The sequence below is a fragment of the Arthrobacter sp. B10-11 genome (assembly GCF_033142195.1).
GTDB classification, from domain to species: domain Bacteria; phylum Actinomycetota; class Actinomycetes; order Actinomycetales; family Micrococcaceae; genus Arthrobacter; species Arthrobacter oryzae_C.
Genome location: NZ_JAWMTH010000001.1, coordinates 704,051 through 723,021, shown reverse-complemented (window position 1 = coordinate 723,021; position 18,971 = coordinate 704,051). Strand labels below are relative to the sequence as shown.

Annotated in this window: 14 protein-coding genes; 10 read left to right on the top strand and 4 right to left on the bottom strand. The window is 66.3% G+C overall.

The genetic code is table 11. The annotated features are described in order from the left end of the window. The first annotated feature begins 40 nt into the window (after positions 1-40). From glmS to RW112_RS03305, 8 genes are all read left to right on the top strand, one after another. Positions 41-1,933 carry a glutamine--fructose-6-phosphate transaminase (isomerizing) gene (glmS, locus tag RW112_RS03340; RefSeq protein ID WP_317780415.1) on the top strand — a complete coding sequence of 631 codons (1,893 nt, stop codon included), beginning with the start codon at positions 41-43 and terminating at the stop codon, positions 1,931-1,933. 5 nt (positions 1,934-1,938) lie between these two features. Beyond that, positions 1,939-2,286 (top strand): holo-ACP synthase, encoded by a 348-nt coding sequence (locus tag RW112_RS03335; protein WP_317780414.1) that lies wholly within the window; start codon positions 1,939-1,941, stop codon positions 2,284-2,286. Between the two features lie 54 nt (positions 2,287-2,340). Continuing rightward, complete coding sequence (locus RW112_RS03330; protein WP_317780413.1) at positions 2,341-3,855, top strand: NAD(P)H-hydrate dehydratase; 1,515 nt, start codon at positions 2,341-2,343, stop codon at positions 3,853-3,855. A gap of 90 nt (positions 3,856-3,945) precedes the next feature. Then, complete coding sequence (gene glgX, locus RW112_RS03325) at positions 3,946-6,201, top strand: glycogen debranching protein GlgX (protein ID WP_317780412.1); 2,256 nt, start codon at positions 3,946-3,948, stop codon at positions 6,199-6,201. Next, a complete protein-coding gene (gene treY, locus RW112_RS03320) occupies positions 6,198-8,546 on the top strand; it encodes a malto-oligosyltrehalose synthase (RefSeq protein ID WP_317780411.1) in 2,349 nt (782 codons plus the stop codon). Before glgX ends, treY begins: the two co-directional genes overlap by 4 nt. Continuing rightward, a complete protein-coding gene (treZ, locus tag RW112_RS03315) occupies positions 8,543-10,297 on the top strand; it encodes a malto-oligosyltrehalose trehalohydrolase (protein ID WP_317780410.1) in 1,755 nt (584 codons plus the stop codon). The genes treY and treZ overlap by 4 nt, the downstream gene beginning before the upstream one ends. Before the next feature lie 102 nt (positions 10,298-10,399). Continuing rightward, on the top strand, positions 10,400-11,437 hold the full coding sequence (gene mgrA, locus RW112_RS03310) for an L-glyceraldehyde 3-phosphate reductase (protein ID WP_317780409.1): 1,038 nt from the start codon (positions 10,400-10,402) through the stop codon (positions 11,435-11,437). Positions 11,438-11,622: 185 nt separating this feature from the next. Next, the gene (locus RW112_RS03305; protein ID WP_305941753.1) at positions 11,623-12,708 is read left to right on the top strand and encodes an inositol-3-phosphate synthase; all 1,086 of its coding nucleotides are present in this window, start codon (positions 11,623-11,625) and stop codon (positions 12,706-12,708) included. Positions 12,709-12,759: 51 nt separating this feature from the next. On the opposite strand, the gene RW112_RS03300 is transcribed toward RW112_RS03305, so the two are convergent. Next, the gene (locus tag RW112_RS03300) at positions 12,760-13,383 is read right to left on the bottom strand and encodes a MerR family transcriptional regulator (protein ID WP_317780408.1); all 624 of its coding nucleotides are present in this window, start codon (positions 13,381-13,383) and stop codon (positions 12,760-12,762) included. A gap of 101 nt (positions 13,384-13,484) precedes the next feature. On the opposite strand from RW112_RS03300, the gene RW112_RS03295 reads away from it, so the two are divergent. Next, a complete protein-coding gene (locus RW112_RS03295; RefSeq protein ID WP_317780407.1) occupies positions 13,485-14,018 on the top strand; it encodes a DUF2306 domain-containing protein in 534 nt (177 codons plus the stop codon). 45 nt (positions 14,019-14,063) lie between these two features. On the opposite strand, the gene RW112_RS03290 is transcribed toward RW112_RS03295, so the two are convergent. The 3 genes from RW112_RS03290 to mshA all read right to left on the bottom strand — a co-directional run bounded on the left by RW112_RS03290 (position 14,064) and on the right by mshA (position 18,325). After that, positions 14,064-15,023, bottom strand: coding sequence for a DUF559 domain-containing protein (locus RW112_RS03290; RefSeq protein WP_317780406.1), 960 nt, complete (start codon positions 15,021-15,023; stop codon positions 14,064-14,066). A 274-nt stretch (positions 15,024-15,297) separates the two neighbouring features. Continuing rightward, positions 15,298-16,995, bottom strand: a complete 1,698-nt coding sequence (locus RW112_RS03285) for a formate--tetrahydrofolate ligase (RefSeq protein ID WP_317780405.1) — start codon at positions 16,993-16,995, stop codon at positions 15,298-15,300. A 64-nt stretch (positions 16,996-17,059) separates the two neighbouring features. Next, a complete protein-coding gene (gene mshA / locus RW112_RS03280) occupies positions 17,060-18,325 on the bottom strand; it encodes a D-inositol-3-phosphate glycosyltransferase (RefSeq protein WP_317780404.1) in 1,266 nt (421 codons plus the stop codon). A gap of 105 nt (positions 18,326-18,430) precedes the next feature. Between mshA and RW112_RS03275 the strand changes: the two genes are divergently transcribed. After that, positions 18,431-18,967: a GNAT family N-acetyltransferase gene (locus RW112_RS03275; protein ID WP_317780403.1), complete on the top strand. Its 537-nt coding sequence runs from the start codon at positions 18,431-18,433 to the stop codon at positions 18,965-18,967. The last annotated feature ends 4 nt before the right edge of the window (positions 18,968-18,971 follow it).

Here is an 18,971-nt window from a genome sequence, read left to right as displayed (position 1 = left end):
GAGACCTCGGCGGACCCCCACTCCATATAAGCTTGGCTCTATGTGTGGAATCGTAGGATACGTAGGCCATTCGTCAGGCCGGGTAAATGTTGGCCACGGCGCGTTGGACGTTGTCCTTGAGGGACTCCGCCGCCTGGAGTACCGGGGATATGACTCGGCGGGCGTCGCTGTGGTGGCGGACGGAACCATTTCGTCCCGTAAGAAGTCCGGAAAGCTGAGCAACCTGCTCGCTGAACTGGAAAAGTCGCCGCTGCCGGACGCAGTCACCGGGATCGGGCACACCCGCTGGGCCACGCACGGCGGGCCCACGGACCAGAACGCGCACCCGCACCTGTCCGATGGCGGGAAGCTGGCCCTGATCCACAACGGCATCATCGAAAACTTCGCCGAGCTGAAGCTGGAGCTGCTTGAGGGCGGCGCCACGTTCGCGTCCGAGACGGACACCGAGGTGGCCGCCGCGCTGCTGGGTGACATCTTCCGGAACAAGCTGAACGGTGACGTTTCCAACGGCGGCCTGACCCGGGCCATGCAGCTTGCATGCCAGCGCCTCGAAGGCGCCTTCACCCTGCTGGCCGTGCACGCGGACCAGCCCGACGTCGTCGTCGCCGCCCGGCGCAACTCCCCGCTCGTGGTGGGCCTGGGCGAGGGGGAGAACTTCCTCGGCTCGGACGTCTCCGGTTTCATCGACTACACCCGCCGGGCCGTGGAGCTGGGCCAGGACCAGATCGTGACCATCACCGCGGACACCGTGGAGATCACCGACTTCTTCGGCGCCCCGGCGCAGGGCAAGGAGTACCACGTTGACTGGGATCCGGCCTCGGCCGAGAAGGGCGGCTACCCGTCCTTCATGGAGAAGGAAATCCACGACCAGCCCGACGCCGTGGCCAACACCCTGCTGGGCCGCTCGGACCTTGACGGCAAGCTGACACTCGATGAAATGCGCATCGACCCGGAGCACCTGAAGAAGATCAACAAGATCATCGTGCTCGCCTGCGGCACCTCCGCCTACTCCGGCCAGGTGGCCAAGTACGCGATCGAGCACTGGTGCCGCATTGCCACCGAGGTGGAGCTCTCCCATGAGTTCCGCTACCGCGATCCGATCGTGGACGAGAACACGCTGATTGTGTCCATCTCGCAGTCCGGCGAGACCATGGACACCCTGATGGCCGTCCGCTACGCCAAGGAACAGGGCGCCAAGACCCTCTCCATCTGCAACACCAACGGCTCCACCATTCCGCGCGAATCCGACGCCGTGCTCTACACCCACGCCGGGCCGGAGATCGCAGTCGCGTCCACCAAGGCCTTCCTGGCACAGATCACTGCGGCCTACCTGCTGGGCCTCTATTTGGCACAGCTGCGCGGCAACAAGTTCCAGGGCGAGATCAAGGACATCCTGGCCGACCTCGGCAAGGTCCCGGCGAAGATCCAGCAGGTCCTGGACCACGCGGACGAGATCAAGGAGCTGGCCCGGTCCATGTCCGGCGCCAAGTCGGTACTGTTCCTGGGCCGTCACGTCGGGTTCCCGGTGGCCATGGAAGGCGCGCTCAAGCTCAAAGAACTGGCGTACATCCACGCTGAAGGCTTTGCCGCCGGCGAGCTGAAGCACGGACCGATCGCGCTGATCGAGGAGGGCCAGCCTGTATTCGTGGTGGTCCCGTCCCCGCGCGGCCGGAACTCGCTGCACGCCAAGGTGGTCTCCAACATCCAGGAGGTCCGGGCCCGCGGTGCGAAGACCATCGTCATCGCCGAGGAAGGCGACGAAGCAGTCAAGGCGTACGCCGAGCACGTCTTCTACATCCCCGAGACGCCCACGCTGCTGGCGCCCCTGCTGGCTGCCGTTCCGCTGCAGATCTTCGCCCTCGAACTTGCCACGGCCAAGGGATACGACGTGGACCAGCCACGCAACCTTGCCAAGAGCGTGACCGTAGAATAAGCCGCATGATTGTTGGCATTGGCGTAGACGTCGTAGACATTGAACGGTTCGGCCGGCAGCTGGAACGGACCCCCGGGCTCCGGGACCGGCTGTTCGTCCCGGCCGAGCGCGAACTGAACACCCGCTCCTTGGCCGCGCGTTTCGCGGCCAAGGAAGCCGTGGCCAAGGTCCTGGGCGCACCCGCGGGCATGAACTGGCAGGACTGCTGGATCGGCCTGGACCAGAACGGTCCCACCGTCCAGGTCAAGGGCACCGTGCTGGCCGTCGCCGACGCCAAGGGCGTCAAACGCTGGCACCTCTCGATGAGCCACGACGGCGGAATCGCCACGGCGACCGTCCTCGCGGAAGGCTGACGCGGACTTCCACCTGACAGCCCTGCCGCGGACCCAGCACCGATTGGACTGAACATGATCAGCGCCTACACCGGAACCCAAATACGGGAGGCCGAAAGGCCCCTCATTAGTGCCGGTGCGGGCGCTGTTCTCATGCAGCGCGCGGCCTACGGCATGGCCAACGCCGTGATCCGTGAGCTTGCCTCGCGCGGGATCCGCCCCTACGGCGCGAGCGTTGCGGTGCTGGCAGGCAAGGGCAACAACGGGGGAGACGGGCTCTTCGCCGCTGCTTTCCTGGCTGCCCGCGGAATGCGTACGACGGCGGTGCTCACCGCCGGTGACGCCCACCCCGAGGGTCTGGCCGCTTTCGAACGCGCCGGCGGCCGCGCACTGACGCTCACCGACCACAACGCAGGCGGGCTGGCAGCGGCCGCCGCCGGCGCCGACGTCGTGATTGATGCGGTGCTGGGGACCGGCGCCCAAGGAGGCCTCCGCGGCGCCACGGCGTCCCTGATCGGGACGCTGAACAGCGGACCGCACGGATTTGTGGTGGCCTGCGACATTCCCAGCGGCGTGAACGCGGACACCGGCGAAGCCTTTGACCCGGTGCTTTCGGCAGACGCCACCGTGACTTTCGGAGGGGTCAAGGCCGGCCTGCTCGCCGATCCCGGCGCCGACCATGCCGGACGCGTGCTGGTCATCCCCATCGGGATCGAAGGCGAACTGCCGCCGCCTGCATTGCGGCGCCTCGAATCCGCCGACCTTGCCCGGCTGCTGCCCCCGCCGGCGCGCCGCTCCCACAAGTACACCAGGGGAGTCCTGGGCGTCGTGGCTGGCTCGGAACAGTACCCGGGTGCCGCGGTCCTCGCCTGCCGGGGCGCCCTCGCGGCTGGCGCCGGAATGGTCAGGTACCTGGGCCCGCCGGAGGCAACCCGGCTGGTCCGGCAGGCCTGCCCTGAGGTGGTCTGCGGCCCGGACAACGTTGCCGACGCGCATGTCCAGGCCTGGCTGGTTGGATCGGGGATCGCTGACGGCGACGACCAGCAGCTGCAGCGCGTGCGAGACGCGGTGGAGACCGGACTGCCGGTGGCCGCCGACGCCGGAGCGCTGCCGGCCCTCCCTGACGTCCTGGCGCGCCACGTGGTGCTGACGCCGCATGGCGGTGAGCTGGCCCGCCTCCTGCAGCGCTACGGGATCGACCTCGGGCGGCAGGGCGTGGACGGGGCAACACTTGACGCTGTGCGCCGGGCCGCCGAAAGGACCAGTGCCACCGTGCTGCTGAAGGGCGCCACCACCCTGGTGGCCGCGCCGTCGGGCCCCGTCTTCAGCCAGGCCGAAGCCACGCCGTGGATGGCCACGGCCGGAAGCGGTGATGTGCTGTCTGGAGTACTTGGTTCCCTGCTGGCCCAGCATTCGGACGACGAGGAAAAGTTTGAAGCCTGCGGGATCTCCGCGGACCAGCGCTGGGCGGCCATCGGCGCCATGGCGGCAAGCCTGCACGGCCTCGCCGGAACCCTTGCCTCGAATGGCGGGCCGGTGACCGCCGGTGCCATCGCGGCGTGCCTTCCCGAGGTGATGCGGACTTTGTAATGATTTGGCGCAGGGCGCAGGAACACCGATAGTAAACCTGCTTACTAGTAGTCTGTCTAGAGATTTATTCGTTACGCACGAGGAGTACACATGGAAGTCTGGCCCGGATCGGCTTACCCGCTGGGAGCCACCTTTAACGGCACTGGCACGAACTTTGCGCTGTTCAGCGAAAGGGCTGAAAAGGTGGAGCTGTGCCTCTTCGACGACAAGGGTGCTGAGACCCGGATCGAACTCCTCGAGGTAGACGGCTACGTCTGGCACTGCTACCTTCCCCACATCCAGCCCGGCCAGAAATACGGGTACCGGGTCCACGGGCCGTACGATCCCGCCTCCGGGAACCGCTTCAACCCGAACAAACTGCTGCTGGACCCCTACGCGAAGGCGGTGCACGGCCAGATCGACTGGGATCCTGCGCTGTTCTCCTACAACATGGGCGATCCCGATTCGCGCAACGATGCAGATTCCGCACCGCACATGATGATGGGCGTGGTGATCAACCCGTTCTTCGACTGGGACGGTGACCACCTGCCCAGGGTTCCGTACCACAAGTCCGTGATCTACGAGGCCCACGTCAAGGGCCTCACCAAGCTGCACCCCGAGGTCCCCGAGGACCAGCGCGGCACCTACGCCGGCGTGGCCCACCCCTCGGTCATCTCCCACCTCCAGAAGCTGGGCGTCACGGCCATCGAGCTCATGCCGGTGCACCAGTTCGTCAACGACGGCATACTGGAAGACAAGGGCCTGAACAACTACTGGGGCTACAACACCATCGGCTTCTTCGCCCCGCACAACAGCTACAGCTCCACCGGCGACACCGGCCAGCAGGTTCAGGACTTCAAGGCCATGGTCCGTTCGCTGCACCAGGCGGGCATCGAGGTGATCCTCGACGTCGTGTACAACCACACGGCCGAGGGCAACCACCTGGGTCCCACCCTGTCCTTCAAGGGCATCGACAACGCCGCCTACTACCGGCTCATGGACGGCGACGAGAAGCACTACATGGACTACACGGGCACCGGCAACTCGCTCAACGTCAGGCACCCCCATTCCCTGCAGCTCCTGATGGATTCGCTGCGTTACTGGGTCACGGAGATGCACGTTGACGGCTTCCGGTTCGACCTCGCCTCCACCCTGGCCCGCGAATTCTACGATGTGGACAAGCTGTCCACCTTCTTCGAACTTATCCAGCAGGACCCGGTAGTGTCCCAGGTCAAGCTGATCGCCGAGCCGTGGGACGTCGGCCCCGGCGGCTACCAGGTGGGCAACTTCCCGCCGCAGTGGACGGAATGGAACGGCAAGTACCGCGACACCGTCCGCGACTTCTGGCGCGGAGAACCGGCAACCCTCGGCGAATTCGCCTCGAGGATTACCGGCTCCGCCGACCTCTACGAGCACTCCGGCCGGCGCCCGGTCGCGTCGATCAACTTCGTCACCGCCCATGACGGCTTCACGTTGTCGGACCTGGTGTCCTACAACGAGAAGCACAACGACGCCAACGGCGAAGGCAACAACGACGGCGAATCGCACAACCGCTCGTGGAACTGCGGTGCCGAGGGCCCCACGGACGATCCCAAGGTCCTGGCCCTGCGCGCCCGGCAGCAGCGCAACTTCATCGCCTCGCTGCTCCTCTCGCAGGGCGTGCCCATGATCCTCCATGGCGACGAAATGGGCCGCACGCAGCAGGGCAACAACAACGGCTACTGCCAGGATTCGGAACTGACCTGGATCAACTGGGACAACGTGGACCAGCCGCTGGTGGAATTCACCGCGGCCGTGAACGCGCTGAGGCACAAGCACCCCACCTTCCGCCGCAGCCGCTTCTTCGACGGCAGGCCTGTGCTCCGCGGCGAAGGCGAGCGGCTTCCGGACATCGAGTGGCTGGACGTTGACGGCTCCACCATGAAGCCCGAGGACTGGGACAGCGGCTTCGGCCGCTCGGTGGGCATGTTCCTCAACGGCGACGGAATCCGCGGCCGCGACGAGCGCGGCCGCCGGATCACCGACGTCAACTTCGTGCTCTATTTCAACGCGCACGACGACGAAGTGAAGTTCACGCTGCCGTCCGACGAATACGCTCCCGCCTGGGACATCATCATCGACACGGCGGGCCAGAACGCCGATACCGAACCGGTTGAAGCCGGAGATGCCATGCCCGTGGCTGCCAAATCTTTGGTGGTGCTCCGCGCCCACAGCGTTCCGGAGACCGAACCGGACCACTCGGTGGCGGCGTCGTTGGCGGCCCTGTCCCAGACCAGCACCAGCGAGACCGAGTCGCTGACCACCCCGGCCATCGCGGAACCTGCCCAAATAAGGAAGGTCAAGGCCAAGGGCAAGGCGGATTCATGAGGACGCCCATCTCCACCTACCGGCTCCAGATCCGTCCGTCCTTCACACTCCAGGACGCTGCCGCCAAGGTCCCTTACCTGAAGTCGCTGGGCGTGGACTGGATCTACCTGTCCCCGGTCCTGACCGCGGAAAAGGGTTCGGACCACGGGTACGACGTCACCGACCCGTCCGCGGTGGATCCCGACCGCGGCGGTCCGGAAGGCCTCGCCGCCGTGTCCCGGGCAGCCCGGGATGCCGGCATGGGCGTGCTCGTGGACATTGTGCCCAACCACGTGGGCGTGGCCTCGCCGTACCAGAACCCCTGGTGGTGGTCGCTGCTCAAGGAGGGCAAACAGTCCCGTTACGCCGAGGCGTTCGACGTCGACTGGGACTTCGGCGGCGGACGCATCCGGCTCCCGGTGCTGGGGAGCGACGACGACCTGGACAAGCTGGAAATCCGCGATGGCGAGCTGCGGTACTACGACCACCGGTTCCCGCTTGCGGACGGCAGTTTCGCCGACGGGGACGACCCCCGTGACGTCCACGCCCGCCAGAACTATGAACTGGTGGGCTGGCGCCGCGCGGACAACGACCTCAACTACCGCCGGTTCTTCGCCGTGAATACGCTGGCGGGCGTCCGGGTGGAAGTTCCCCGGGTATTCGACGAAGCCCATGAGGAGGTGGTCCGCTGGTTCCGCGAGGGGCTGGCGGACGGCCTCCGGATTGACCACCCTGACGGCCTGGCCGACCCGGAGGGCTACCTGCGGCGCCTTCGCGAAGCCACGGGCGGCAGGTACCTGCTTATCGAGAAAATCCTGGAACCGGGGGAGGAGCTTCCGGCGTCCTTCGAATGTGAAGGGACTACAGGCTACGACGCACTGGCTGACGTGGACCGGCTCTTCGTGGACGCCTCAGCGCAACAGGCCCTCGACCAGCTGGACGGCAGGCTGCGCGGCGGGGAGCCCGCGGATTACGAGGAAATGATCCGGCTCACCAAACGCCGGATCACCGACGGCATCCTGCATTCGGAGATCCTCCGGCTGGCACGGCTTCTTCCCGCCGGAACGGTTCCCGCCGCGACGGGATTGGATGCCGAACTCGCAGCGGATGCGATCTCCGAGGTCATCGCAGCCTTCCCCGTGTACCGGACGTACCTCCCGTACGGCGAGGAAGTCCTCAAGGAAGCCTGCAGCCTCGCCGCCCGGCGGCGCCCGGACCTTGCGCAGGCCGTGGACCTGCTCCAGCCGCTGCTGCTGGACGCCGACTCACCGCTGGCACAGCGGTTCCAGCAGACCTCCGGCATGGTGATGGCCAAGGGCGTTGAGGACACCGCGTTCTTCCGCTACACCCGGCTGGGAACCCTGACGGAGGTGGGCGCCGATCCCACCGAGTTCGCACTGGACCCGGCGGAGTTCCACCGGCGGATGATGCGGCGGGAAGCCCACCTGCCCCTTTCCATGACCACGCTCAGCACGCACGACACCAAGCGCAGCGAGGACACCCGTGCCCGGATTTCCGTGATCTCCGAGTTCGTGGCGGAATGGGACCGTGTCCTGGCCAGACTCCAGGAACTGGCGCCGCTTCCGGACGGACCGCTGGCCAGCCTGCTGTGGCAGGCCATTGCCGGCGCATGGCCGGCCTCCCGGGAACGCCTGCAGCAGTACGCCACCAAGGCGGCCCGCGAAGCCGGTAATTCGACCGACTGGCTGGACCCGAACGAGGCGTTCGAGCAGAAGCTGGCTGCCGCCGTCGACGCCGCGTTCGACAACCCGGAGGTCCGTGCGGAACTGGAGTCCTTTGTGGCGCTCCTGGAACCGTACGGCGCTGCCAACGCGCTGTCAGCGAAACTCGTGCAGCTGACCATGCCGGGCGTCCCGGACGTGTACCAGGGCACCGAGTTCTGGGACCGTTCCCTCACCGATCCGGACAACCGCCGGACCGTCGACTTTGCCGCGCGGCAGCGGGCACTGGACGCCCTCGACGCCGGCGAGCGTCCGGCGTCGTACCGGGACGAGGCGGCCAAACTGCTGGTGACCTCCCGCGCGCTCCGGCTCCGGCGCGACCGGACCGAGCTCTTCACGGGCTATACGGCAATCACGGCCACCGGTGCTGCGGCGGCGCACCTGGTTGCGTTCAGCCGGGGTGCCGGTGCGTCCGCCGGGGCCGTGACGCTGGCAACCAGGCTGCCCCGGGGGCTGGAACAGTCCGGCGGCTGGCAGGACACCTCGGTGGAACTGCCGGCAGCCATGACGGACGAATTCACGGGCAAAAGCTTCGGGCCCGGGCCCGTCGCTGTTGCGGACCTCCTGGCTAACTACCCCGTTGCACTGCTGGTACCTACCACTGGATCGGAGAATGACGGATGACTCCTTCCGTGAACGGAAGCGGACGCTTCGACGTCTGGGCCCCCGACGTCACGGCCATCACCTTGCTGGCCGACGGAGCCGAATACCCCATGAGCCAGCGCGGCGGGGGCTGGTGGACGGCCCCGGACGCCCCGGCCGAAGGCGAAGTCTTCTACGGTTACCTGCCGGGGACGGACACCACCCCGTTGCCGGACCCCCGTTCCCGCCGCCAGCCCGAGGGCGTCCACTCCCTGTCGCGGACCTTTGATCCGTCCGCCCATGAATGGGCGGACGGGGACTGGCCGGGCCGGGAACTGCAGGGCGCCGTCATCTACGAACTGCATATCGGCACGTTCACTCCTGAGGGCACCCTGGAGGCTGCCGCCGGGAAGCTGGGGTACCTCAAGGACCTCGGCGTCGATTTTGTGGAACTCCTGCCCGTCAACGGCTTCAACGGGACCCACAACTGGGGCTACGACGGCGTCCTCTGGTACGCCGTCCATGAAGGCTACGGCGGCCCCGCCGCGTACCAGCGCTTCGTGGACGCCGCGCACCAGGCGGGCCTGGGCGTCATCCAGGACGTGGTCTACAACCACCTCGGTCCCAGCGGAAACTATCTGCCGAAGTTCGGGCCCTACCTGAAGTCAGGGGAGGGAAACACGTGGGGCGATTCGGTGAACCTGGATTCGGCAGGGTCCGACGAGGTCCGCCGCTACATCCTGGACAACGCTGCCATGTGGCTTCGCGACTACCGCGTGGACGGGCTGCGGATCGACGCCGTGCACGCCTTCAAGGACGAGCGGGCGGTCCATCTCCTCGAGGAATTCGGGGCCCTGGGCGACGCCGTTGCGGCGGAAACCGGCCGGCCGATCACCATGATCGCGGAGTCCGACCTCAACAACCCCCGCCTGCTGTATCCCCGCGACGCCAACGGGTACGGGCTGGAGGGGCAGTGGAGCGACGACTTCCACCACGCCGTGCACGTGAACATCAGCGGCGAGACCGCAGGGTACTACAGCGATTTCGACTCGCTGGGCGCCCTGGCCAAGGTGCTGCGCGACGGCTTCTTCCACGACGGCAGCTACTCCAGCTTCCGCGGCCGGCACCACGGACGGCCCATCAACGCCGAACTGGTGCACCCGGCCGCCCTGGTGGTCTGCAGCCAGAACCACGACCAGATCGGCAACCGTGCCACCGGGGACAGGCTCTCCCAGTCGCTGTCCTACGGCCAGCTTGCCCTGGCCGCCGTCCTCACGCTGACGTCCCCGTTCACCCCCATGCTCTTCATGGGGGAGGAATACGGCGCCACCACGCCGTGGCAGTTCTTCACGTCCCACCCGGAACCGGAGCTCGGCAAGGCGACGGCGGAAGGCCGCATCAAGGAGTTCGAGCGAATGGGGTGGGATCCCGCCGTCGTGCCCGATCCCCAGGACCCCGAAACCTTCAACCGGTCGAAACTGAACTGGGCCGAGGCCGGGCAGGGCGACCACGCGCGCCTCCTGGAGCTTTACCGTGCGCTGACGGCGCTGCGCCGTTCCACCCCGGAACTCGCAGGCCTGGGGTTCACGGATACGGAAGTGGACTACAGCGAAGCCGATGGCTGGCTGCGGTTCCGGCGCGGAGACGTCCACGTGGCCTTGAACTTCTCCGAACAGCCGGTCAGGCTCGGGGACGTTGCGGGCTCGGTACTGCTCGCCACCGATGAGGCAACCGGGCCGGATGGCGGGTCCTTGGTGCTGGCGCCCTGGAGTGCGGCCATTCTGAAGGCCTAGCTTCTGGTGGCTGTTGCTGCGCCGCGGGCCGTTTAGTCAGCCCGCGGCGTAACAACGGCCAATATGGTTGTAGCCTGCGTCACAGCTGGCAGGATTGCACGTATGACTTATTCGGCAGCGGACAACCGCTATGAATCCATGCCCTACCGCCGCGTCGGACGCAGCGGGCTCAAACTTCCGGCCATCTCCCTTGGCCTGTGGCACAACTTCGGCGACGACAAGCGTTTCGATGAGCAGCGCGCCATCCTCCGCCGCGCCTTCGACCTCGGCGTCAACCACTTCGACCTGGCCAACAACTATGGCCCGCCGGACGGGTCCGCGGAGACCAACTTCGGCCGCCACCTCCAGGACGACTTCAAGCCGTACCGCGACGAGCTGGTCATCTCCACCAAAGCCGGCTACTTCATGTGGCCCGGACCGTACGGCGAGTGGGGTTCCCGCAAGTACCTGATTTCCAGCCTTGACCAGTCGCTGCAGCGCATGGGCCTGGACTACGTGGACATCTTCTACAGCCACCGCCCCGATCCGGAAACGCCCATGGAGGAAACCATGGGTGCGCTGGACTACGCCGTGCGCTCCGGCAAGGCCCTCTACGCGGGCATCTCCTCCTACACCCCCGAGCAGACCATCGAGGCCGCACGGATCCTCAAGGACCTTGGCACTCCGCTGCTCATCCACCAGCCCAGCTACTCCATGCTGAACCGCTGGACCGAGAACGGCACCCCCAACCTCTACGAGGCTCTGGACCAGGTGGGCGCGGGATCCATCGCCTTCTCCCCGCTGGCACAGGGCATGCTGACGGACCGCTACCTGAACGGCATCCCGGCCGATTCGCGGGCGGCCAAGGAACGGTTCCTGTCCGAATCGGCGCTCACCGAGGACAAGCTGGACCGGGTCCGCGGACTCAACAAGATTGCCGCCGGCCGCGGACAGTCGCTGGCCCAGATGGCCATCGCCTGGATCCTCCGCGACCAGCCCAAGGGGTCGCCCGTGACGTCCGCGCTGGTGGGCGCGTCCAGCGTCAAGCAGCTGGAGGACACCCTGTCCGCCATCAGCAACCTGGCGTTCTCCCGCGAGGAGCTGACGGCGATCGATGAGTTCGCCGTCGAATCCGACATCAACCTGTGGGCGCAGAAGTAGCCGGCGCGTAACAAAGCGTCCGTAACAGAACTGTCCGGGACACAAAGCCGGGGCCGGGAACAACGCCGGCCCCGGCGGCGTTGGCTAGAATGCAAGTGCGCCCCATGGCGCCGTGCCCAGCAGCCGCCGTCGCACATCAGAGTGCAGCCGCGCGGGGCACTGAAGTTTGTTCTCAAAGGAGTTCCGTGTCTTCAAATCCGATTCGTGTTGCCATCGTCGGTGTGGGTAACTGCGCCGCGTCCCTGGTCCAGGGTGTCCACTACTACCGGGATGCCGACCCCCAGGCCACGATTCCCGGTCTGATGCACGTGGAGTTCGGCAAGTACCACGTCAACGATGTTGAATTCGTTGCAGCCTTCGATGTTGACGGCAAAAAGGTCGGCGTGGACCTGGCCGACGCCATCCTGGCCAGCGAAAACAACACCATCAAGATCGCCGACGTTCCCCCCACCGGCGTGACCGTGCAGCGCGGCCACACCCTGGACGGCCTCGGCAAGTACTACCTCGAGACCATCGAGCAGTCCCCGGCGGAGCCGGTCGACGTCGTGCAGGCCCTCAAGGACGCCAAGGTTGACGTCATGGTCTGCTACCTGCCGGTCGGTTCGCAGGAAGCCGCCGAGTTCTACGCCCAGGCCGCAATCGACGCCGGTGTGGCGTTCGTCAACGCCCTGCCGGTGTTCATCGCCGGGACCAAGGAGTGGGCGGACAAGTTCACCGCCGCCGGTGTTCCGATCGTGGGCGACGACATCAAGAGCCAGATCGGTGCCACCATCACGCACCGCGTCATGGCCAAGCTGTTCGAAGACCGCGGCGTCACGCTGGACCGCACGTACCAGCTCAACGTCGGCGGCAACATGGACTTCAAGAACATGCTGGAGCGCGACCGCCTCGAGTCGAAGAAGATCTCCAAGACCCAGGCCGTCACCTCCAACGTCGAAGCCGAACTGGCCGCCAAGGACGTCCACATCGGCCCGTCCGACTACGTCCAGTGGCTCGACGACCGCAAATGGGCCTTCGTCCGACTCGAAGGCCGCAACTTCGGCGACGCCCCGGTTTCCCTGGAGTACAAGCTCGAAGTGTGGGATTCACCCAACTCCGCCGGCGTGATCATCGATGCCATCCGTGCCGCCAAGATCGGCCTGGATCGTGGCATCGGCGGCCCGCTGCTCTCGGCTTCCAGCTACTTCATGAAGTCCCCTCCGGAGCAGTTCAACGACGACCTCGCCCGTGAAAAGGTTGAGGCCTTCATCCGTGGAGACCTGGAGCGCTAAGCCCCTTCCTCCCGCGACGCTCTCTCACTTTTGGTGGGGGAGCATCGCGCGTTAAGCGCCCTGTTCGTAGCGGCGGATGGCGTGGCTGGCCTGCCCCAGGGCGAGGAGTTTCAGGAGCAGTTGACTGTGCATGTGCATGCCTACGGCGGCGGTGAGGATCAGCTGGTCGACGCTTTCGGGGGCCGTCGTGGCTGCGATGTCGACCCGGGCGACGTCGTCCATCGCCTTGCTGTACGTGTCCATCACTTCACCGGACACCGGGATGTTGAGGCTTTCCATCAGTTCCAGATGGGCGTTCAAAGCGTTCCGGGCGTCGCTGGGATAGTCCGGCCAGTTTCTCAGGCGTACGACGGCGTCAGCCGGCGGCGTGCCGGCATCGACTCCTGCTTGGGCATGGCTGTCAAGATGCAGCACCACACGCTGGACCGCGGCCAACAGATCAAGGCGCGGGGCGCCGTCGTCGGCCATTTTCAGGATGCCGCGGATTTGTTCGATGTTCAGTCCGACTATCCGGCGGAGCGCCTGGATCAATCCGAGGCGCTCGACGTGCCGGGCGGAATACTGCGCGCGGGTTGCGTGGACTGTCTCGCCGGCCGGCAGCAGGCCCTCGCGCAGGTAGTACTTGATGCTGGCGGCCGAGACTCCCGTGTGCCCGCTCAGATCCTTGAGCTGCATGCCTGCCCTCTTTCCCGCAACAGTCCGAAACCATTGGATAGTGGATCCGGCGCCAGCTATCCTGATGTACACGCATTGGATAGTGGCTCTATCCTAATCCCATGGACCACTGGAATGTACTGCTTGTCAGCCACGTGATCGCGGCGCTGTTCGTCCTCGCGATAGGCCCTTTCCAAATCCTTCGCCGGCGCCGCGACCGCATCCACCGCACCATGGGCTACCTTTGGGTCGCGGCCATGTACTACGTCTGCATCAGCAGTTTCTGGATTGTAACGGCCGGGCATTTCACCTGGCTGCACGGGCTATCCGCCTTCACCATGGTGACGGTCACCCTTGGGCTGGTCAGCGCCATCCGCGGCAACATCCCCTCGCATCTCGGCAACATGATCGGCAGCTACATCGGCATTGCCGTCGCATTCGTATTTGCCGTGGCCGTCCCCGGACGGGCCATCCCGCAGCTCCTCGCGGAGGACCCGGGCACCGCGGCCTACGTGGCCGGACTGGTGGCGCTGAGCGTTGTGGTGGTGTTCGTTTCGCTCAAGCGCGGCGGGCGCACGGGCGCGGGCGCAGGCGCGGGCGCAGGCGCAGTGCACCGTTCGGGGGACCGGACGCTCTCTCACTTCCTGCGGGTTTAATCGGGACGCTCTCTCACTTCCTGCCGCCTTTCCCGGGACGCTCTCTCACCCGGCGTCGGCAAAGCCTGTTGCCTGGGGATGATCCAGCCATGCACGCCGCAATATCCGTTTGATCTTGTTGACTGCCGGCTGGCACCCGTGAGCAAGATCGTCCTTGTCGAGGATCAATACAGTCCAGCCGGCCGATTCAAAGGCCTTATCACGCCGTTTGTCGCTCAGGGCCTGGGCATCAAGAAGGTGATGTTCGCCGTCGTACTGGATGGCGAGGCGCCGATGACGATAACCAAGATCGGCAGTCGGCGACGCGGCGTCACTTGGTCGCAACGCCATTTGGAGATCCGGCTCAGGGAGGCAGGCATCGGCCATGGCCAGGCGGAGTAGCGACTCGGGCGCTGAGTCTGCCCCGACCCGCATCAGCTCCAGCGCTTCCCGGGCACGCACCACACCCTGCAGGTTTGGGTGGCGGCTGACCAGGGTGCGGAGCCCGTCCAAGGTGTCATAAGGCTGAGTCCGGTCCTCAAAGGCGACGCGAGGAATGCGAATCAGCTGGTCACCCATGCACACGAGGTCGCTCACCGACAGCCGCCGCGCAAGATCCAGCCAAGTCCGGGATCGGGTACTGATGCTGATGCCGTCGATCGATTCGATCTCGTCTTCGAGGGCAAGAACCGTGTGGCCGAGAATGCCGGTGCGGCGCACCGAGGGCAGGGACCGGGGCTTGCTCAAGTGCAACTCCGTCGAGCCAGCCAGCCAGGGTGGCAGGAGTTGGCATTGAAGCCGCGCTGCAGTGACGTGCGAGATCCATGCTCCCGGCGAAGCGGCTGACAAGGCCCGTGCGGCCGCTTCCAGTTCGAAGTTCCAGCCCGACGGGCGGTACAGTTCGCGACCAATATGGACCACATCCTTTCGCTTCAGCCTGCTTGCGGATACGCCGGAAGCCCGAGCCTCATCGAAGGTGAATGGAGCCGCCGCCAGGTGAGCAGGTAGATCGGTGCGCTTTTGCATGCTGGCATTGTGACCCGAAACCGGACAACGCCGCAGAAGTTATCCACAGGCAGATTCTTGGCGGCCGGACGTGAGATAGCGTTCGGGAAAAGGGGGCCGGAAGTGAGAGAGGGTCCGGGAAGGACCGGCCGGACGTGAGATAGCGTTCGGGAAAAGGGGGCTGGAAGTGAGAGAGGGTCCGGGAAGGACCGGCCGGACGTGAGATAGCGTTCGGGAAAAGGGGGCTGGAAGTGAGAGAGCGTCCGGGGAGGACCGGCAGGGAGTGAGAGAGGATCTAGAAGAGGCCGAGGGGCTTGCCGGTGTCGTCCACGTCCATCCGCAGGGCCGCCGGGACCTTTGGCAGGCCCGGCATGGTCATCACCGCGCCCGTCAGCGCCACGATGAAGCCTGCCCCGGTCTTGGGAATCAGATCCCGCACATGGACCGTGAAGCCCTTCGGTGCACCGAGGCGGGTGGCGTCGTCGCTGAAGGAGTACTGCGTCTTGGCCATGCACACCGGCATGCCGGTCCAGCCGTTCTTTTCGATCTCGGCCAGGCGTTTGAGGGCGGGCACGGAGAAGTCCACGCCGTCCGCCCCGTACATTTCCTGCACGATGGTGCGGATCTTGTCCTCCACGGACAGTTCCAGCGGATACAGGTAGCGGAAACTGTGCGGGGCATCAAGCGCTGCGAGCACCTTCGCCGCCAGGTCATCGCCGCCGTCCCCGCCGCCGCCCCGCCCCCAGACGTCGGCCACGGCAGCCTGCACTCCCTCGCCGGCGCACCACTCCAGCAGCCAGTCCAGCTCCTCCCTGGTGTCCGTGGCGAACTTGTTGACGGCAACCACCGGGGTGATCCCGAACTTCTCCACATTGCGGATATGCCGCCTGAGGTTGGCCGTACCGGTGGCCAGCGCCTCCACATTGGGCTCCTTCAACCGGTCCTTGGCCACCCCTCCGTGCATCTTCAGGGCCCGTACGGTCGCCACCAGCACGACGGCGGAGGGCGCCACGTCCGCCACCCTCGCCTTGATGTCCATGAACTTTTCGGCCCCAAGGTCGGCACCGAATCCGGCTTCAGTGACCACGATGTCCGCAAGCCTGCGCGCGGTCTGGGTGGCGATCAGCGAGTTGCAGCCGTGCGCGATGTTGGCGAACGGCCCGCCGTGCACCAGGGCGGGGGTGCCGGCGATGGTCTGGACGAGGTTGGGCTTGATCGCATCCCTGAGCAGCATGGTCAACGCGCCCTGGACGCCCAGGTCCGCCACCGTGACGGGCTCACGGTCGTACGTGTAACCGAACGTGATGCGCCCCAGCCGGGCACGGAGGTCGGCAATGTCCGTGGCCAGGCAGAACACCGCCATGATCTCCGAGGCCACAGTGATGTCGAAGCCGTCCTGCCGCGGAACGCCCTGCGCCGGTCCGCCGAGGCCGATTACCACCTCGCGGAGCGCGCGGTCGTTCATGTCCAGGACGCGTTTGAAGGTCATCCGGCGGGGATCGATGTTCAGTTCGTTGCCCTGGAAAATATGGTTGTCCACCAAGGCCATCAAGGCGTTGTTCGCGGACGTGATGGCGTGGAAGTCGCCGGTGAAGTGCAGGTTGATTTCCTCCATGGGGAGCACCTGGGAGTAGCCTCCGCCCGTGGCTCCGCCCTTCATGCCCAGCACGGGTCCCAGGGACGGCTCGCGCAGCGCGATCATCACCTTCTGACCCGCACGGGCCAGCGAATCCGCCAGGCCCACGGTGGTGGTGGACTTGCCCTCGCCTGCGGGAGTGGGGGACATGGCCGAGACGAGCACCACCTTGCCCGGCTGCCGGCCAGCCGGCCCTGTGGAAACCACGAGCTTCGCCGGATCGATCTTTGCCTTGTACCGGCCGTAGAGTTCCAGGGCGTCGGCGCTGATACCGGCGGATGCGGCGATTTCCTCGATGGGCCGCATCGTGGCGCGCTGGGCGATTTCCAGGTCACTCATGACGTTGTTGTCAGACATCGTTGTCCTTCAGTTCGTGGCTTCAGGGTAAGCCGTTCGGGGGTCCCCGCCCGGCACGGCCCGGTCAAGGCGTGTGGCCCACCGGAATTCTGTGACTGTCACTGTATTGGTCGACGGCGGCGTGGTAGCTCTCCAGCGTGATGGCGGCAGTCCGCTGCCAGCCGAACCCCTGGGCGTGCAGGGCCGCCGCGCGCCCCATGTCCTCGCGGGTGGCGGGGTCGTCGTACAGGGCCTCCAGCACGTCGGCCCAGTCCGCGGCCTTGTGCCCGTCCACCAGCAGCCCGGTCCGTCCCTCGAAAATGGCCCGGGACAGCCCGCCCACCCGGGTAGCCACCACCGGCGTCCCGCAGGCCTGGGCCTCCAGCGCCACGAGACCGAAGGACTCGCTGTACGACGGCACCACCACGACGTCGGCCGAGCGGAACCAGGCGGCCAGCTCAGGTGCGTTTACGGGCGGATGATGCGTGACGACGTCGTCCATCCCCGCGGCGTGGATCAGCGACTTCAAGTCGAAGTCCTTAGCCCCGCTGAGGGCTCCCAGAATGGTGACCTGCAGGTCGATGTCCGGCCGGCGGGAGCGCAGCAGGGCCGCTGCCTTGAGGAGGATTTGCGGGCCCTTGAGACGCTGGATCCGGCCCGCGAAGAGCAGGTGGAATTTGGTGGCGGGAACTCCGAGCTGCGCGCGGGAGCGCGTCCGGAAGGCAGGCGTAAACACCGACAGGTCCACCCCCGGGGGAGCGACGTCAATGTGGTCGAAGTCGGCGTTGTAGTGCGACACGAGTTCGGCGGCTTCGGCCGGGGTGTTGGCGACCAGCCGTGTGGCGCCGTCCACGATCCGGTGCTCCCCGTCCTCGCGCCGCCGTGGTTCAGGCTTCTCGCCGGAGTGCAGGAGGAGGTTCTTGACCTTGGCCATGGTGTGCATCGTGTGGACCAGCGGCACACCCCAGAGCCGGGACAGCTCCAGCCCGGCCACACCGGAAACCCAGTAATGCGAATGGATGAGGTCGTACCGGCCGTGCGGCTGGCGCTGCCGGATGCGCTCGATTTCCTCCACCATGCTGTGCAGCAGCTCCGGAAGCTCCTCCTTGGGCAGCTTCCGCGGCGGTCCGGAAATGACGTTGTGGACGCACACGCCGGGATCCGGATGTTCGACGGCGGGCTGTCCGGACGACGTGGACCGCGTGAAGATCTCCACCTCCACGCCGCTGGCGGCCAGGGCGGAGGCCAGCGCCCGCACGTAGACGTTCATGCCGCCGGCGTCACCGGAACCGGGCTGTTCCATGGGCGAAGTGTGCAGGGAAAGGAACGCGACACGGCGGATCAGAGTCACGGCTCTCCTTTCGGCTGGCGGAACTGCATCCGGTAAAACACTACTCCTGAAGTGCCCCGGCCTTCACTGCGCACGGCCTGCCGCCGTCCTGCTAACGTGGCGGCTGTGAGCGCAACCGCAGACGCAACCGCAGATTCAGGCAGGAACGCAGCAGGCTTCGACATCCGTCCCGCTACCGCCGCCGACTGGCCAGGCATGTGGGCCATCCTGGAACCGGTGATCCGGGCAGGGGACGCCTTCACCTGGGACCGCGCGACCACGGAGGAAGAGGCAAGGGCACGCTGGTTCAAGGACGCCCCCGGCCAGGCATTCGTGGCCGTCCAGGGCAAGGAAGTTGTGGGGACAGGCGAACTGCACGCCAACCAGGGCGGGGGAGGCAACCACGTGGCCAATGCAGGCTACATGGTCCACCCGGACCACGCCGGCAAAGGGCTGGCCAAGGCACTTTGCGCCTACTCGCTGGATGCGGCGAAAGCGGCCGGTTTCCGCGCCATGCAGTTCAACGCGGTGGTGGAGAGCAACGTCCGCGCAGTCGCGGCCTGGCAGGCCATGGGGTTCGAGGTCCTGGCCACTATCCCGGAGGCGTTCAACCACCCGACACTGGGCTACGTGGGCCTGAAGGTCATGTACCGCCGCCTGTAGGCGC

What these genes read in the sequence shown, in the direction of transcription:
- RW112_RS03335 (WP_317780414.1), top strand. Translation starts at nt 1,939, where the DNA reads ATGATTGTTGGCATTGGCGTAGACGTCGTAGACATTGAACGGTTCGGC.
- mgrA (WP_317780409.1), top strand. Translation starts at nt 10,400, where the DNA reads ATGACTTATTCGGCAGCGGACAACCGCTATGAATCCATGCCCTACCGC.
- RW112_RS03290 (WP_317780406.1), bottom strand. Translation starts at nt 15,023, where the DNA reads ATGCAAAAGCGCACCGATCTACCTGCTCACCTGGCGGCGGCTCCATTC.
- glgX (WP_317780412.1), top strand. Translation starts at nt 3,946, where the DNA reads ATGGAAGTCTGGCCCGGATCGGCTTACCCGCTGGGAGCCACCTTTAAC.
- RW112_RS03295 (WP_317780407.1), top strand. Translation starts at nt 13,485, where the DNA reads ATGGACCACTGGAATGTACTGCTTGTCAGCCACGTGATCGCGGCGCTG.
- RW112_RS03300 (WP_317780408.1), bottom strand. Translation starts at nt 13,383, where the DNA reads ATGCAGCTCAAGGATCTGAGCGGGCACACGGGAGTCTCGGCCGCCAGC.
- RW112_RS03330 (WP_317780413.1), top strand. Translation starts at nt 2,341, where the DNA reads ATGATCAGCGCCTACACCGGAACCCAAATACGGGAGGCCGAAAGGCCC.
- treZ (WP_317780410.1), top strand. Translation starts at nt 8,543, where the DNA reads ATGACTCCTTCCGTGAACGGAAGCGGACGCTTCGACGTCTGGGCCCCC.
- treY (WP_317780411.1), top strand. Translation starts at nt 6,198, where the DNA reads ATGAGGACGCCCATCTCCACCTACCGGCTCCAGATCCGTCCGTCCTTC.
- glmS (WP_317780415.1), top strand. Translation starts at nt 41, where the DNA reads ATGTGTGGAATCGTAGGATACGTAGGCCATTCGTCAGGCCGGGTAAAT.
- RW112_RS03285 (WP_317780405.1), bottom strand. Translation starts at nt 16,995, where the DNA reads ATGTCTGACAACAACGTCATGAGTGACCTGGAAATCGCCCAGCGCGCC.